Below are 15,965 nucleotides of genomic sequence, written 5' to 3' on the forward strand. Positions count from 1 at the left end.
GCGGCCACCACCGCGGCGGCCGCGTTCAGCAGCACGATGTCGCGCACCGGGCCCCGCTCGCCGCCGAGCACGGCGCGGGCCACGTCCGCGTTGTGCCGCGCGTCGCCGCCCCGCAGGTCGTCGAGCCTGGCCCGCGGGATCGACAGGTCGAGCGGGTCGAAGGAGGTACGGGTCACCGCGCCCCGGCGTACGACCCAGACCGTGGAGGGCCCGCAGGTCGTCAGCTCGTCGAGCCCGTCGTCGCCCCGGAAGACGAGCGCGGAGCAGCCGCGCTCGGCCAGCACCCCGGCGATGACCGGCGCCATCGTCGGATGGTAGACCCCCACCGCCTGCGCGGGCGGCAGCGCCGGGTTGGTCAGCGGCCCCAGGAAGTTGAACACCGTGGGCACGCCCAGCTCGCGGCGCGGGCCCGAGGTGCGTTTCAGCGCCGGGTTGAACACCGGGGCGAAGCAGAACGTGATGCCGACCTCGTCCACCACCTCGACCACGGAGGCGGGCGGCAGGTCGATGACCACGCCGAGCGCTTCGAGCACGTCCGCGGAGCCCGCGGCGGAGGAGGCGGCCCGGCTGCCGTGCTTGACCACCTTCGCCCCCGCGGCGGCGGCCACGACGGCGGCCATGGTGGAGATGTTCACGGTGTCGGCCCGGTCGCCGCCGGTGCCGACGAGGTCGACCGGGTCTCCCGCGACCCGGATCGCGGACGACCTGGCAAGCAGACCGTCGGCCAGCCCCGACACCTCCGCCACGCTCTCGCCCTTGGCCCGCAGCGCGACCGCGAACGCAGCGATCTGGGCGTCGGTGGCCCGCCCCGACACGATCTGCTCCATGGCCCAGGCGGCCTGGCGCGAGGTGAGCGACCCGCCGTCGAGCAGCGTGGTGAGGAGCCGCGGCCAGGTGGTGATCATGAGTGTCCCCTTCTCGTCAGTGCTCGACGGGGGACACCCACCAAAAACGGTGACGGCCGCCTCGCCGAGGCGGCCGTGTGCGCATGCGCCGGGTGGTCCGCCTAGGAGGCGGGCCACCACTGGGACGAATACGCGATCATGCCCTCAACATAGCAGATGCCCTTGATCCACATATCACGCCAGGCATCTATGTCGCCTGCACCCATGCGGCGCGCCGCGCGGACCGCCTAGGGTGCGGGGTATGGGGAACGAGCTGACGGGGCGGACCGCGCTGGTGACGGGGGCCGGGAGCGGCATCGGGGCGGCCTGTGCCCGGCGGCTGGCCGCGGCGGGCGCCAGGGTGCTGGTCGTCGACATGCGGGCCGAGTCCGCCGGGAAGGTGGCCGCCGAGGTCGGCGGCACGGCCGTGGTGGCCGATCTGAGCGATCCCGGCTTCACCGCGGCACTGCCCGACGAGCCCGTGGACATCGTGGTCAACAACGCCGGGTTCCAGCACGTGGCGCCGATCGAGGAGTTCCCGCCCGAGGTCTTCGCCACGATGATGCGGGTGATGGTCGAGGCGCCCTTCCTGATCGCGCGCCGGCTGCTGCCCGGCATGTACGCCAGGGGCTGGGGGCGGTTCGTGCACATCTCGTCGGTGCACGGGCTGCGGGCCTCGCCGTACAAGTCGGCCTATGTCACGGCCAAGCACGCGCTGGAGGGCTTCTCCAAGGTGGTGGCGCTGGAGGGCGCGGCCCACGGGGTGACCTCGACCTGCGTCTGCCCCGCGTACGTACGGACCGGGCTGGTCGAGGCGCAGATCGCCGACCAGGCACGGGTGCACGGCATCGCCCCCGAGGAGGTCGTGGCGGACATCATGCTGGAGCCCGCCGCGATCAAGCGGCTGATCGAGCCCGAGGAGGTGGCCGAGCTGGTCGCCTACCTGTGCGGGCCTGCCGGGTCGTTCGTCACCGGGGTGTCGCTGCCCGTGGACGGCGGCTGGACGGCCCGCTAGTGGTCAGGCGCTTTCTGGAGCTGCTGGCCAGGGAGGCTTCGGCGGTCGAGTTCGAGGGGCCGATCATCCAGGCCAGGGCCGCCGGCGCGGACCCGGCCGCCATCGAGGAGCTGGAGCAGGCCAAGGTCGAGGCGCTCAGGGTGCGCGCGCTGCTCAAACGGCGCGCGCGGCGGGAGGCGGAGCTGTCGGCCCTGTACGACACGGCGGGCGACCTGGCCGCGCTGCGCGACCTCGACGCCGTGCTGGAGGCGATCGTGCACCGGGCCAGGCAGCTCCTGGCCACCGACGTGGCCTACATGACCCTGCACGACCCCGAGCGGGGCGACACGTACATGCGGGTCACGGACGGGTCGATCTCGGCGAAGTTCCGGGCGTTGCGGCTGGCCATGGGGGCCGGTCTCGGCGGGCTGGTGGCGCAGACGGCCACCCCCTACTCGACGGCCGACTACTTCGCCGACGCCAGGTTCCGGCACAAGGAGCACATCGACGAGGCCGTCAAGGAGGAGGGCCTGGTCGCCATCCTGGGCGTGCCGCTGCGGCTGGGCCAGCGGGTGATCGGCGTGCTGATGGCGGCCAACCGCAGCGCGCGGCCGTTCCACCAGGAGGAGGTGTCGCTGCTGGCCAGCCTGGCCGCGCACGCCGCCGTCGCGATCGACAACGCCCGGCTGCTGCAGGAGACCAGGAACGCGCTGGAGGAGCTGTCCCAGGCCCACAGGACGGCCAGGGAGCACGGCGAGGCCGTCGAGCGGGCCGCCATGGCGCACGACCGGATGACCTCGCTGGTGCTGCGCGGCGGCGGGATCGAGGACGTGGCGGCCGTGGTCACCGACGTGCTGGGCGGGTCGCTGGCCGTGCTCGACGACCTGGGCCGGGCGATCAGCGGCGACGTGGGCGAGCTGGACGCCGGGGTGTTCGAGGCGGCGCAGGCGTCGCGGGCGCTGGGGCGTACGGTGCGCAGGGGCGACCTGCTGATCGCGTCCGTGGACGTCGGCGGTGAGCCGCTGTGCACGCTGATCCTGCGCAGCGACGACGCCGACGAGCGCATCCTGGAGCGGGCGGCGCTGGTGTGCGCGTTGCTGCTGCTGTTCCGCAGGAGCGTGGCCGAGGCCGAGGGGCGGGTCAGGGGCGAGCTGCTGGACGACCTGATCTCGCGCCCCGGCTCGCCCGGCCTGGCCGACCGGGCCAGGCGGCTGGGCATGGACCTGGGCGCGCCGCACGTCGTGGTGGTGGTCAAGCACTCCGGCCAGCGCGAGCGGGCGGCGTTCTGGGCCTCCTCGCAGGCCACCGTACGGCACGGGCTGGCGGCGGGGCGGGGTGAGGAGGAGGTGGTGCTCCTGCTGCCCGGCCAGGACGCCGGCGGTCTGGCGCAGCGGGCGGCGGCCGAGCTGACCACGTCGCTGCACAGCCCGGCGACGGCCGGCGCCTCCCCCGTGGGCGCGACCCAGGTGCGCGACGTCGCCGCCGCCTACCAGGAGGCGCGCAGGTGCGCCGAGGCGCTGATCGCGCTCGGCCGGGCAGGTGACGGGGCGAGCGCGGCCGAGCTGGGGTTCGTCGGGCTGCTCGTCGGCGACGGCCGCGACGTGCGCGGCTTCGTCGACCGCGTGCTCGGCGCCGTGATCGACTACGACGCCCGCCGGGGCACCGCGCTGGGCGACACGCTGACCGCCTACTTCGGCACGGGCGGCTCCCCCTCGCGTACGGCCGAGGTCATGCACATCCACGTCAACACGGTCACCCAGCGGCTCGACCGCGTCGGCAGGCTGCTGGGCGAGGGCTGGCTGGACCCGGAGCGGGCCCTGGAGATCCAGCTCGCGCTCCGCCTGCACCGGCTGGGCCACACATCGGCCCGGAAGACTGTAGGTCCGCACACCATATGAGTGACCCCGGTCACAACCTACGGTGACCGGCATGGCCACTTCCATCAAGAAGATCGTCGCCGCGAGCCTGATCGGCACCACCATCGAGTGGTACGACTTCTTCCTGTACGGCTCGGCAGCCGCCCTCGTGTTCAACCAGCTCTTCTTCCCCGAGTCCGACCCGCTGACCGGCACGCTGCTGTCGTTCCTGACCTACGCCGTCGGATTCGTCGCCCGTCCGCTGGGCGGCCTGGTCTTCGGCCACTTCGGCGACCGCGTCGGCCGCAAGACGCTGCTGGTCGTCAGCCTGCTCATGATGGGCGCGGCCACGTTCCTGATCGGCTGCCTGCCGACGTACGAGACGCTGGGGCCGTCCGCGGCGCTGGTGCTGACGGCGCTGCGGCTGGTGCAGGGCTTCGCGCTCGGCGGCGAGTGGGGCGGCGCGGTGCTGATCGTCTCCGAGCACGGCGACACGGCGCGGCGCGGCTTCTGGGCCTCGTGGCCGCAGGCCGGCGCCCCCGGCGGGAACCTGCTGGCCACCGGCGTGCTGGCGGCGCTGGCGGCCTGGCAGCCGGAGGAGGCGTTCCTGTCGTGGGGGTGGCGGGTGCCGTTCCTGCTGTCGGGCGTGCTGGTGCTGATCGGGCTCTGGATCCGGTTGACGATCAGCGAGTCGCCGGTGTTCGAGCAGGCGCCGCCCGCCGAGCGGGCCCCGATCGTGGGGGTGCTGCGGCATCACTCGAAGGACGTGGTCGTCGCGATCGGCGCGCGCCTGGCCGAGAACATCTCCTTCTACCTGCTGACCGTCTTCGTCATCACGTACGCCAAGCAACAGGGCATCGAGAACTCCACCGTGCTGAACGCCGTGCTGATCTCCTCGGCCATCCACTTCGTGACGATCCCGATGTGGGGGGCGCTGTCGGACCGGCTCGGACGCCGCCCGATCTACCTGGCGGGCGCCGCCGGGATCGGTCTGTGGATCTTCGCGTTCTTCCCGCTCGTGGACACGGGCAACTTCCTGGCGATCACTCTCGCCATCACCGTCGGCCTGCTCTTCCACGGCATGATGTACGGCCCCCAGGCGGCCTTCTTCTCCGAGCTGTTCGCCACCAGGACCCGCTACACCGGCGTGTCCATCGGCGCGCAGCTCTCTGCCATCGTGGCCGGGGCGCTGGCCCCGATCATCGCGGTGGCGCTCTTGCGGGAGTATTCGAGCAGCGTGCCCATCTCCGCCTACCTTGGCGTGGCGGCGGTGCTCACCCTCGCCGCCGTCTTCGCCGCCCGCGAGACCCGGGGCAGCGACCTCACAGAAGGGATCCACACGCGATGAAGGTCACCACGCCGAGGCTCACCCAGCACGTCCTGACCGTCGAGGGCAGGACCACCGGGGAGCCCGTGCTGTTCGTGCACGGGAACGTCTCCTCCAGTGCCTTCTGGCGCGACACCCTGGCGGCGCTGCCCGAGGGCTACCGGCCGCTCGCGGTGGACCTGCGCGGGTTCGGCGACAGCGACCCCGCGCCCGTGGACGCCACCCGGGGCCTGCGCGACTACTCCGACGACGTGATCGAGCTGGTCGAGGCGCTGGGCCTGGACGGGGTGCACCTGGTCGGCTGGAGCCTGGGCGGCGGCGTCGTGCTCCAGGCGCTGCGCGACCGCCCGGCCCTCGTCAGGAGCCTCACGCTGGTCAACCCCGTCTCCCCGTACGGCTGGGGCGGCACAGAGGGCCCAGACGGGCGGCTCACCCACCCGGACGGCACGGGCGCGGGCGCCGGCGCGGCCAATCCCGACTTCGTCAGCCGGCTCCAGGCGGGCGACCTGTCGGAGGAGTCCCCCACGTCGCCGCGCAACGTCTTCCGCTCCACCTACGTCAAGAACCCCGTGCCCGACGAGGACTTCTACGTCGCCGCGATGCTGACCACCCGCGTCGGCGAGACCCACTACCCGGGTGACACCGCCGCCTCCGACGCCTGGCCGGGCGTGGCGCCGGGCAAGACCGGCGTGCTCAACTCCATCGCCCCCACCCACTTCCGGCTCGACGACCTCCACGAGATCGACCCCAAGCCGCCCGTCCTGTGGGTCAGGGGCGCCGACGACGTGATCGTCTCCGACACGTCCCTCTTCGACCTGGCCCACCTGGGGACGATCGGCGTGGTGCCCGGCTCGCCCGGCACCCCGGCCCAGCCCATGGTGGCCCAGACCCGGGCGGTGCTGGCGCGGTACGGCGCGTACCGGGAGGTCGTGCTGGACGACTGCGGCCACAGCCCGCACCTGGAGCACCCCGCCGAGTTCAGCCGGCTCCTGGCCGAGCACCTGAAGGGGGCGTAGATGCTGGTCGCGAGCTTACTCACGCCCGCGCCGCACCAGGCCCAGCCGCGCCTCACCGTGCCGGGCGCGGAGCGCGCCGAGGTCGCCGCCCTCGCCGACCTGACCACGGCCGGCACCGTTCGGACCGGCCACACCGACCCGGCCGACTGGGCCGGGCTGCACTCGGCGGCCACGGTCAACCCCACCGGCGTGCCCGGCACGCAGATCGACGGCTACTTCCCCGACACCTCCACCGGCAACGCCACGCACGGCTGGAACCACGACTCCCAATTCGTGATCAGGCTGCCCGACGAGTGGAACGGCGGCCTGGTCGTCAGCGGCACCCCGGGCAACAGGGAGCAGTACGCCAACGACTACACGATCTCCGACTGGGTGCTGTCGAAGGGCTACGCGTTCGCCGCCACGGACAAGGGCAACGTCGGCGTGGACTTCCACCTCGACGGCCGCGAGCCGGGCGACGCCATCGCCGAGTGGAACCGGCGCGTCACCCAGCTCACGGTGGCCGCCAAGGCCGTCGTACGCCAGCGGTACGGCAGGAAGCCCGAGCGCACGTTCGCCGCCGGCATCTCCAACGGCGGCTACCTGGTCAGGTGGCAGTTGGAGAACCGCGGGTGGCTCTACGACGGCGGCGTGGACTGGGAGGGCACGCTCTGGCGGGTCAAGGGCGACAACCTGCTGAACGTCCTGCCTCCCGCGCTGAAGGCGTACCCGGACGAGGCGGGGGTGCGGGCGGCCGGGTTCGCGGCGGGCTCGGAGTTCCTGTGGCCCTTCCACCGGCAGTACTACTGGGAGCTGACCCAGCAGCTCTACCAGAAGGAGCTGGACCCGTCGTACCAGGGCGCGGCGGCCGACTACGACTACGACCGGCGCAGGCCGTACGCGGCCGTGGCGAAGATCGCGCTGACCGGCCGCATCACCAAGCCGCTCATCACCCTCCACGGCACCCTGGACACGCTGCTGCCGATCTCGCGCGACTCCGACGTCTACGCCGAGATGGTCGGCCCGCACCGGCCCTTCCGCTATTACCGGGTCGAGGGCGGCAACCACCTCGACAGCCTCGTGGACGTCTACCCCGACCGTCTCAAACCGATGCTGCCGGTCTTCAGGAGCGCCTTCGAGGAGCTGGAGGGCTGGGTCAGTCCTTGAGGTAGCGATGGCCGCCCGCGCGCGCCAGGCGCACGATGTGCCGCGCGCCGGGCAGCCTCCTGCCGAGCCGGTGCAGCGCGGTGTCGCGGCCCAGGGGCGAGCGCCGCCCCGGGTCGACCCCGGCGGCCGGGTGCACCTCGATCTTGCCCCGGCGCATCTCCAGCGCGAACCGCAGCCCGACCTCCTCCTCCGAGGAGCGCAGCGAGCACATCCAGTTCCCCGGGCCCAGGTGCTCCACGTCCGGCATCAGCCGCTTGACGGGCACCTTGGCCACGAGCTGCCCGGCGAGCCTGCCCGGCACGCCCGCCTCGACCAGGGCCGGCGCGCTCACCTCGCGGGCGCGCCGGCCGGTGCCGCGCATCACCAGCTCCAGGGGCGGGCCGCCGCTCGGCGGCACGTACGGCACCGGCAGCACGACGAACAGGTGCTTGCCGAGGTGCCTGACCTCCACGCCCGGCGACACCAGCGCGATCGACTCGGAGAACGAGCGGGGCTCGACGGCCAGGCCCAGCTCGCCCCGGTCGCTCCAACACGGCACCACCAGCCGCATCCTGGGCCGCTGGGCCAGCACGCCGAGGCAGTTCAGCGGGCCCTCGGGGCGGCTGACGCGGCTCCTGGCCTGGTTGGCGCCGCTGAACATGCGTACGTGCACCTCCCACTGGCCCGGCCGCAGCGGCTCGCCCACGGCGGCGGTGCTGATGTCGAGCCTGCTCTCCCCCCTGATCCTGATCCGGACCCGGCGGCGGCCGTCCTGGACGCGCTCGACGTGCTGGGTCAGCGGCAGGAAGTGCACGAGCCCGGTCTCGGTGTGTCGGACGTAGACCTCGATGCGGGCACGTTCGACGGCGTCGGTGACGTCGGTGACGTCCGGCGAGAGTTGCTTGGTGTCCAGCGGGCGCGGCGGTGACCAGTGCAGGCGGTCGCCGTCCACCACGTACCTGTCAGGTGTGCCGTCGCCGGCCAGCACCTCCACGCTCAGCCCCAGCACCAGGACGTGGGCGTCCCAGCTCACCTCGGTGAGGTCGGCGCGCAGGCCGGCGCGCTTGGTGGAGTTGCCCAGCAGCACGATCTGGTCCAGGCGGCCCGTCCGCACGTACGCGGCGACCAGGCGGAGCTGGACCGGCAGGTGGCGGTCGAGGGTCTCGGGGAAGCGCCGCTGCATCAGCTCCTGCACGACGCGGAAGTACACGCCCCGGTCCACGGAGGAGTCGGCGAACTTGGCGGTCACCAGCGGGCGCAGGACGGCGTAGCGGAACCAGTAGGCGTACATGCGGTCGCGCTGGCGGCCCTCGCCCTCGTAGGCGTCGATGTCGTCGAGCAGCGCGTGCAGCTCCTTGACGATCGCGCGCGGGTCCTCCTCGGCGTCCGGGCGCGGCCCGAGGTGGCAGCAGACGTGCTCGGCCAGCACGACGAGGACCTTGGCGTGCAGGTAGGCCCGCAGCACGAACGCCTGCTCGCCCATGCGCCCGCCCGGCACGGCGAAGCCCAGCTCGTGCTCCTCCAGGAATGCGCGGCGGTAGAGCTGCTGCGGGAAGAGCACGCTGAGCAGCCGGTCGCGCAGGATGTCGGCGTGGGCGGTGCTGCGTCCGAACGCGGTCAGCGGCGGGCCGTAGTCGCGGACCAGGCGGCCGACCAGCACGTCCGCGTCGGTCTCGACGGCGCGCTCGTGCATGCGCTCGACGGCGTCGCGTTCCAGGCGGTCGCGCTGGTCGAGGAAGAACACGTATTCGCCGGCCGCCGCGGCCAGGCCCACGTTGCGCGCGCGCATCGGCGTCCCCGTGTGCGGCAGGTGCAGCGTGCGGACGTTCGGGCGGACGGTGGCGATGGTGTCCAGCCGCTCGGCGATGCCGTCCGTGGACCCGTCGTCCACGAAGATCACTTCGTATTCGTCCGGGGGCATCGTCTGCTCCAGCGCGGAGCGGATGCACGCGTCGGCGGTGTCACCCGGATTGTGGACATTGACGATCACACTGACCTTCACACCCATGCGGCCAGCGTGCGCCCGTATACAGGATCGGGCGCGACGGCTTGCCGATTAGAGGCGGAAAGTTGACCTGTTAATACCAGCCCACGGACTGTGAGTGGCCCCAGGCAGCACAGGGCGTGCCGTAGCGGCCCTTGATGTAGCCGAGGCCCCACTTGATCTGGGTGGCGGCATTGGTCTGCCAGTCGGAGCCCGCGCTGGCCATCTTGGTGCCGGGCAGCGACTGCGGGATGCCGTACGCGCCGGAGTAGCGGTTCATCGCCCGCTCGTTCCAGCCGCTCTCCTTGTGCCAGAGCCGCTCCAGGCAGCCCCACTGGTCGCCGCCGAACCCGAACGAGGACAGCATGGCCTTCGCGGTGGCCTTGTTGCTGCCCGGCGAGGGGTCGCTGCCGGGCGGGAAGTTGATGGCGGGGAAGCCGTTGCCGCCTGGGGCCTGCTTGGGCACGACCCAGTCGAGGTCGGCGTTCTTGCCGGCCGCCCCCTCGCGGTCCTTCTTGAGCTTGTCGGCACGGGCCGCCTGCTCGGCCTCGGCCTTGAGCACGTCGGACTCGGGGTCGGGCGCGTAGAGGTCGCCGCTGGCCAGCTTGCCCAGGTCCTGGAGGCTGAAGGGGTCTTGGGGCGGCTGCTTGGCGTTCTCGATGGCGCGGTAGGTGACGAACCCTCCGCCGCCGAAGACGGTCACCACCGTGAGGACGGTGATGACGACGCGCTTGGGAGTGACGCGCGAGGGCCTGCGCGCCGCACGACGTCGTTCCTTCGCGGGGCGCTCGCTCAACTGCGGACCTGGGCTCACGATGGATGAGCTTGCCCTGTCCTGGGGGGTGCTCCGCAACCGAAACGCGAGAATCGCTTGGCGTAAATTTCACCAACTGGCAGGTTAGCGTCTCGTTTCCGAAAAATTGTGACTTTGGTCACACCGGGAACCGGCCTCCCTTCAGGCGCCCGTCACCGAAGGGAAGCCGCTTTCAGGGTGGCGTGCGCACTTCGGGATCTCATCCGCGCCGTGTCACAGTTTGATGACACATACCGGATAATCGGGACATGGAATAATAATGTGCGCGTGGCTGGCATCCTTCTCGTTGAAGACGATCCCTCGGTCCGTACAGCTCTGGAGCTGGCGCTGACCCGGCAGGGACACTCCGTCACGTCGTACGCGACGGGCGAGGAGGCCCTCGACCACATCAGGGCCCGCCGCCCCGAGATCGCGATACTCGACGTCATGCTCCCCGGCATCGACGGCGTCGAGGTGTGCCGCCGGGTGCGCAAGCTCGACCAGCTCCCCGTCATCCTGCTCACAGCCCGCGGCGACGACCTCGACGTGGTCGTCGGGCTGGAGGCCGGCGCCGACGACTACGTGGTCAAACCGGTCGAGCCCCGCGTCCTGGACGCCCGGATCCGCGCCGTGCTGCGCCGGGCCGAGTCCGCCGCCTCCGACCGCATCACCTTCGGCGACCTCGTGATCGACCGGGGCGCATTGAAGGTCATGCTGGCCGGCAAGGAGATCCACCTGACCCCCACGGAGCTGCGACTGCTGCTGGAACTCGTACGGCACCCCGGCCAGGTGCTCAACCGCCGCTACCTGCTGCGCGTGGTGTGGGACCACACGCACATCGCCGACTCCCGCCTGGTGGACGCCTGCGTGCAGCGGATCCGGGCGAAGATCGAGCCCAAACCCGCCGAGCCCGTGTTCATCCACACCGTCCGCGGCTTCGGATACCGGTTCAGCCCCCCGTGATCCCCCGCCCCACGGGACTGCGCGCCCGCCTGGTCATCACGTTCACGCTCGTCGCCGTCACCGCCTCGCTGCTGGTGGCCACCATCGGCTTCGAGCTGGCCAAGACCGCGCTCGTCACCCGGGCCGAGACCACCGCGCTCGACCTGGTGACCAGGGAGCTCGGCAGCATCACCTTCCCGATCGGCAAGCTCAGGCCCGGCGAGGCCGCGCCCACCTCCAGGGAGCTCGACCGGGTGGCCCACGCGCTCAGCGGGCCCGGCCGCAGCGTGCTGGTCGAGTACGGCCACCAGGTCTCCTCCGAGGGCCCCCTGTCGATGAACGACGTGCCCAACGAGCTGCACGGCCGGGCCAAGCAGAGCGTCGTCACCCAGCGCAAGATCATCGACAACGAGCTGTACCTCATCGTCGGCGCCGAGGTCTACCGCGACAACGCGGGCGTGGCCGAGGCCACCGGGCTGCGCGCGTTCGTCTTCTTCCCCATGCGCGACGACGAGGCCCAGCTCGCCACGCTCAGGAACACGCTCACCCAGACGGGCGTGGTCATCGTGCTGATCGCCCTGGTCGTGGCGCTGCTGTCGGCCCGGCAGGTGCTGCTGCCGGTACGGCGGCTGAGCGCGGCGGCCCAGGCGCTCGGCCGGGGCCACCTGGACACGCGCCTGCCCGTGCACGGCCAGGACGAGCTGGCCGGGCTGACCGCCAGGTTCAACGACGCCGCCGCCGCGCTGGAGCTGAGCGTGTCGGAGCTGCGCTCGCTGGAGGCCATGTCGCGCCGGTTCGTGGCCGACGTCTCGCACGAGCTGCGTACGCCGCTGACCGCCATGACGGCCGTGGCCGACATGCTCTCGGACGAGGCCGAGCACCTCCCCGAAGCGCCCGCGGAGGCCGTACGGCTGGTGCTGCGGGAGATCGAGCGCCTGCGCGAGCTGGTCGAGCACCTCATCGAGATCAGCCGCTTCGACGCCGGCACGGCCACGCTCAACCTCGAACCCGTGAGCGTGGCCGACGCCATCGAGGACTGCCTGAAGGTACGCGGCTGGAGCGACCAGGTGACGGTGAGGGCGTCCCAGGGCCTGACCGCCAACCTGGACACGGGCAGGTTCGACGTCATCGTGGCCAACCTCGTGGGCAACGCGCTCAAGCACGGCCTGCCCCCGGTGGTGGTCGCCGCCAGGGCCACGGAGAACGGCCTGGAGGTGAAGGTGCGCGACCACGGCAAGGGCATCCCGCCCGAGGCGCTGCCGCACGTCTTCGACCGCTTCTTCAAGGCCGGCGCGGGCCGGACGCGCAGCCACGGCAGCGGGCTGGGCCTGGCCATCGCCAGGGCCAACGTCCAACTGCACGGGGGCACGATCTCCGTGCGCCCCCAGAACCCCGGCACCCTCTTCACGGTCTGGCTCCCCCACGTATGAAGCCCATCCGCACCCTTCTGGCGCTCACCGCCCTGCCGGCCGTCCTGCTGGCCGTCCTGCTGGCCGGCACGGCCTGCGGCATCTCCCCCACCGACGTACAGGACCGGGGCAACGCGCCCACCATCGCGATCCCGCCGCCGTCCAAGACGATCTTCCTCATCAGGGGCGGGAAGCTCGCCCTGGAACCGGCCGACGTCGACGACGACACCGTCGCGAGCCTGCTGACGGCGCTCTTCGCCGCCTCCACGCAGCCCTTGGGCGACCGGGACACGGCGCTGCGCGCCTTCACCTACCTGCGGATCAAGGACTCGATCAACCCGCCGCAGCGCGACGAGGTCCAGCTCCCGCGCACCTCGACGCTGACCGTCTACATCAGCGGCGACGGCACGCTGACCAACCTGGGCAAGGCGCAGATCGTCTGCACGGCCCAGCAGGACGCGGCGTTCGAGCAGGTCAAGATCGTACGGGTGAACGAGAACCGCCCCGCCAAGACGGAGGGGCAGTTCACGTGCGGCCAACTCGAGGACATCACATCGTGATGTCCTCCAGCATCTCCGTCACCAGGGCGGCGATCGGAGAGCGCTCGGACCTGGTCAGCGTGACGTGGGCGAACAGCGGGTGGCCCTTGAGCTTCTCCACCACCGCCACGACGCCGTCGTGCCGACCGACCCGCAGGTTGTCGCGCTGGGCCACATCGTGGGTGAGCACCACCCGTGAGTTGGCGCCGATCCTGCTCAGGACGGTGAGCAGCACCCCGCGCTCCAGCGACTGGGCCTCGTCCACGATCACGAACGCGTCGTGCAGCGACCGGCCGCGGATGTGCGTCAGCGGGAGCACCTCCAGCATGCCCCTGTCGAGCACCTCCTCGATCACCTCGGGCGAGGTGATGGCGCCGAGCGTGTCGTAGACCGCCTGGGCCCAGGGGCCCATCTTCTCGCCCTCGGTGCCGGGCAGGTAGCCGAGCTCCTGGCCGCCGACGGCGTAGATGGGGCGGAAGACGATGACCTTGCGGTGCTGGCGGCGCTCCAGCACGGCCTCCAGACCCGCGCAGAGCGCCAGCGCCGACTTGCCGGTGCCGGCCCGGCCGCCGAGCGAGACGATGCCGATCTCCGGGTCCATCAGCAGGTCGAGCGCGATGCGCTGCTCGGCGGAGCGGCCGTGCAGTCCGAAGATCTCGCGGTCGCCCCGTACGAGGCGTACGGACTTGTCGGGCTGCACCCGGCCCAGCGCCGAGCCCTTGGCCGACAGCAGCCGCAGGCCGGTGTGCGCGGGCAGGTCTCTGGCCTCGTCCAGGTCGGCGGTGCCCACGTCGAAGAGCGTCTCGACGTCTTCGGCGGTCACCTGGATCTCGGTCATCCCCGTCCAGCCGGATTCGTCCACCAGTTCGGCGCGGTACTCCTCGGCCGACAGGCCGATCGAGGCCGCTTTGACCCGCATCGGCAGGTCTTTCGACACCAGGACGACGTCACGGCCCTCGGCGGCCAGCGAGCGGGCCACGGTGAGTATCCGCGTGTCGTTGTCGCCCAGGCGGAAGCCGACGGGCAAGATGGACGGGTCACTGTGGTTGAGCTCCACCCTGATCGTGCCATCCCCAGTCGGCATCGGCTCGTCCAGCCTGCCGTACTGGACCCGTAGCTCGTCGAGGTAGCGCAGGGCCTTCCTCGCGAAGTAGCCGAGCTCGGGATGATGCCGCTTGCCTTCCAGCTCCGTGATGACCACGATCGGAAGGACGACATCGTGCTCGGCGAACCGGGTCATTGCCGCCGGGTCGGCCAGCAGGACCGAAGTGTCCAGCACGTACGTGCGCTTGGCCGACTGGTGAGTAGGGTTGCTCGAGGACACTGCCACACGTTCTCCCCCGGGTACCCCTTGGTGCGGGCACCCTGCAGACGAGGTGGGAATCGGACCGGACCCGCGTCCCCGACCGCGTACTGCCGTCGGCGCCGGATCCGGCCCCCTCGGCAGATGTTGGTGCAAAGGCGGGCCCTCTCCGAAATGTCCGGCCTGTGACCGGACACTTCCAACGTTACGTCCTGGATACCCGAATGTCGTGTCAGGAACCGTAACGTCGGTGTCTCGCAGCGTAATCACGCAGCGCTCGCAGGAAGTCGACCCTGCGGAAGTCCGGCCAGTACGCCTCGTGGAAGTAGAACTCAGAATGAGCGCTCTGCCAGAGCATGAAGCCGGACAGACGCTGCTCGCCCGAGGTCCGGATGAGGAGGTCCGGGTCGGGCTGGCCGCGAGTGTAGAGATGCTCCGCGATGTGCTCGACATCGAGCACCTCGACGAGGTCCTCGATGCTCGCTCCCTTGCTCGCTTGCTCTTGGAGCAGTGAGCGCACCGCATCGGCAATCTCACGCCTTCCTCCATACCCAACTGCAACGTTCACAATCAGGCCCGGACGGTGTGATGACGCTTCTTTTGCATTTTTCAGGACATTAGCCGTGCGGTCCGGGAGCAGATCGAGCGCGCCGACGGGGCTGATGCGCCAGCCCTCCGCCACCAGCTCCTGCGTCACGTCCTCGATGATGCGCAGGAGCGGCTCCAGCTCCTCCCTCGGACGGTTGAGGTTGTCGTTGGACAACATCCACACCGTGACGACCTCGACGCCGGTCTCCCGGCACCAGCCGAGCAGCTCGGAGATCTTGTCCGCACCCTTGCGGTGGCCCGAGGCCACGTCGCGCATCCCCATCGCCCGCGCCCAGCGGCGGTTGCCGTCGATGATGACCCCGACGTGCCGGGGGATGCTGTCCTTCGACAGCTTGGCCTCCAGCCGGTGTTCGTACAGCCGGTAGACCAGATCGCGCACGCCCACGGAGTGCCTCCCCAGCGGTGCTCGTGCCTTTGGTCACATGCCTTAACAGGCAATTATCACCGCGAATCAACCGTGCCTGCTCCGAGTACCGCATTCTGCGCCATATCTCTACCTTCTAGACACCCTTCCGCCTCATTCACGAGCTGGCGCACGAACACCGACAGCTCCGAGGACGTCAGCACCGCCCGGGCGCCCTCGCCCGTGGCGGCCCACGCCTCCACGTAGGCCCTCCTGGTCAGCCGCCACTCGCCGGGCCCCGGCTGCCACACCGGGATGGTCCTGAGCTGACAGCGCAGCTCGCCGCCGCCCGCCAGCCCCTTGCGGGTGCGGTAGCGGAAGGAGAACAGCTCATCGTCGGGCTCCTCGCCGGGGAAACGGTCGTCGGGGTCGGTCCACCGCACGGCCTCTCCCCGGCCCTGGCGGGCCTCGTCCACGCCGTGCGCCAGCCGGGCCAGCAGCCAGCCGCACCGCTCACCGACGCTCCCGTACGAAGTGCCGTCGCGATGCAGCTCCAGGGTGACCTCGTACGGCATGCCGACGCTGTCCGTGCACGCGACGGGCGTGACGGTAAGGTACGAGCCATCGACGCAGCGTAGTCCCCCCATTCCCTCCCCGTTTCCGCCCCCTTGCCGGTTAAACCGCCGCCGCGATCAGCGCAGGCCGGGCAGGCGTGCCCACCATCGGCGCCGGGGCGGCGGCTCGGCCTCCGGCATCCGGCCGCGCTCGCGCAGCCAGGCCGCGAAGTCGGCGGCGTCGGTGCGGTAGTCGGGCGGCGGCGTGGTGCGAGCCCGCGCGTACG

At 71.3% G+C, this 15,965-nt stretch carries 14 protein-coding genes; 8 read left to right on the forward strand and 6 right to left on the reverse strand.

Translation table 11 applies throughout. The annotated features are described in order from the left end of the window. Window positions 1–905, reverse strand: a 905-nt coding sequence (trpD, locus tag ABD844_RS15790) for an anthranilate phosphoribosyltransferase (RefSeq protein WP_344877519.1), incomplete at its 3' end; no start/stop codon positions are given. A 241-nt stretch (window positions 906–1,146) separates the two neighbouring features. On the opposite strand from trpD, the gene ABD844_RS15795 reads away from it, so the two are divergent. The 5 genes from ABD844_RS15795 to ABD844_RS15815 are packed head-to-tail and all read left to right on the forward strand — an operon-like array spanning window position 1,147 to window position 7,223. Continuing rightward, window positions 1,147–1,899 (forward strand): 3-hydroxybutyrate dehydrogenase, encoded by a 753-nt coding sequence (locus tag ABD844_RS15795; RefSeq protein WP_344877521.1) that lies wholly within the window; start codon window positions 1,147–1,149, stop codon window positions 1,897–1,899. Next, window positions 1,899–3,776, forward strand: coding sequence for a helix-turn-helix domain-containing protein (locus tag ABD844_RS15800; protein WP_344877523.1), 1,878 nt, complete (start codon window positions 1,899–1,901; stop codon window positions 3,774–3,776). Before ABD844_RS15795 ends, ABD844_RS15800 begins: the two co-directional genes overlap by 1 nt. Before the next feature lie 31 nt (window positions 3,777–3,807). Then, complete coding sequence (locus ABD844_RS15805) at window positions 3,808–5,082, forward strand: MFS transporter (protein WP_344877525.1); 1,275 nt, start codon at window positions 3,808–3,810, stop codon at window positions 5,080–5,082. Then, on the forward strand, window positions 5,079–6,077 hold the full coding sequence (locus ABD844_RS15810) for an alpha/beta fold hydrolase (protein ID WP_344877527.1): 999 nt from the start codon (window positions 5,079–5,081) through the stop codon (window positions 6,075–6,077). The genes ABD844_RS15805 and ABD844_RS15810 overlap by 4 nt, the downstream gene beginning before the upstream one ends. Next, window positions 6,078–7,223, forward strand: coding sequence for an alpha/beta hydrolase family protein (locus ABD844_RS15815; RefSeq protein WP_344877529.1), 1,146 nt, complete (start codon window positions 6,078–6,080; stop codon window positions 7,221–7,223). On the opposite strand, the gene ABD844_RS15820 is transcribed toward ABD844_RS15815, so the two are convergent. Together ABD844_RS15820 and ABD844_RS15825 are read right to left on the reverse strand one after the other, a co-directional pair. Continuing rightward, window positions 7,213–9,210, reverse strand: coding sequence for a glycosyltransferase family 2 protein (locus ABD844_RS15820; RefSeq protein WP_344877531.1), 1,998 nt, complete (start codon window positions 9,208–9,210; stop codon window positions 7,213–7,215). The genes ABD844_RS15815 and ABD844_RS15820 overlap by 11 nt on opposite strands. A 70-nt stretch (window positions 9,211–9,280) precedes the next feature. Continuing rightward, the gene (locus tag ABD844_RS15825) at window positions 9,281–10,000 is read right to left on the reverse strand and encodes an aggregation-promoting factor C-terminal-like domain-containing protein (RefSeq protein WP_344877533.1); all 720 of its coding nucleotides are present in this window, start codon (window positions 9,998–10,000) and stop codon (window positions 9,281–9,283) included. A 267-nt stretch (window positions 10,001–10,267) separates the two neighbouring features. Between ABD844_RS15825 and ABD844_RS15830 the strand changes: the two genes are divergently transcribed. The 3 genes from ABD844_RS15830 to ABD844_RS15840 are packed head-to-tail and all read left to right on the forward strand — an operon-like array spanning window position 10,268 to window position 12,890. Then, window positions 10,268–10,942 carry a response regulator gene (locus ABD844_RS15830; protein WP_344877535.1) on the forward strand — a complete coding sequence of 225 codons (675 nt, stop codon included), beginning with the start codon at window positions 10,268–10,270 and terminating at the stop codon, window positions 10,940–10,942. Then, window positions 10,939–12,351 carry a sensor histidine kinase gene (locus ABD844_RS15835; protein ID WP_344877537.1) on the forward strand — a complete coding sequence of 471 codons (1,413 nt, stop codon included), beginning with the start codon at window positions 10,939–10,941 and terminating at the stop codon, window positions 12,349–12,351. The genes ABD844_RS15830 and ABD844_RS15835 overlap by 4 nt, the downstream gene beginning before the upstream one ends. After that, entirely contained in the window at window positions 12,348–12,890 is a 543-nt protein-coding gene (locus ABD844_RS15840) for a hypothetical protein (protein ID WP_344877539.1), read from the forward strand. The genes ABD844_RS15835 and ABD844_RS15840 overlap by 4 nt, the downstream gene beginning before the upstream one ends. On the opposite strand, the gene phoH2 is transcribed toward ABD844_RS15840, so the two are convergent. From phoH2 to ABD844_RS15855, 3 genes are all read right to left on the reverse strand, one after another. Beyond that, window positions 12,880–14,199 (reverse strand): RNA 5'-3' helicase PhoH2, encoded by a 1,320-nt coding sequence (gene phoH2 / locus ABD844_RS15845; RefSeq protein WP_344877541.1) that lies wholly within the window; start codon window positions 14,197–14,199, stop codon window positions 12,880–12,882. The two genes, ABD844_RS15840 and phoH2, sit on opposite strands and share 11 nt — an antisense overlap. A 205-nt stretch (window positions 14,200–14,404) precedes the next feature. After that, window positions 14,405–15,166, reverse strand: coding sequence for an isoprenyl transferase (locus ABD844_RS15850; protein WP_344877543.1), 762 nt, complete (start codon window positions 15,164–15,166; stop codon window positions 14,405–14,407). A gap of 56 nt (window positions 15,167–15,222) precedes the next feature. Next, on the reverse strand, window positions 15,223–15,699 hold the full coding sequence (locus ABD844_RS15855; RefSeq protein WP_344877545.1) for a hypothetical protein: 477 nt from the start codon (window positions 15,697–15,699) through the stop codon (window positions 15,223–15,225). Window positions 15,700–15,965: the final 266 nt, after the last annotated feature.

Source organism: Nonomuraea antimicrobica (assembly GCF_039536965.1).
GTDB classification, from domain to species: Bacteria; Actinomycetota; Actinomycetes; order Streptosporangiales; family Streptosporangiaceae; genus Nonomuraea; species Nonomuraea antimicrobica.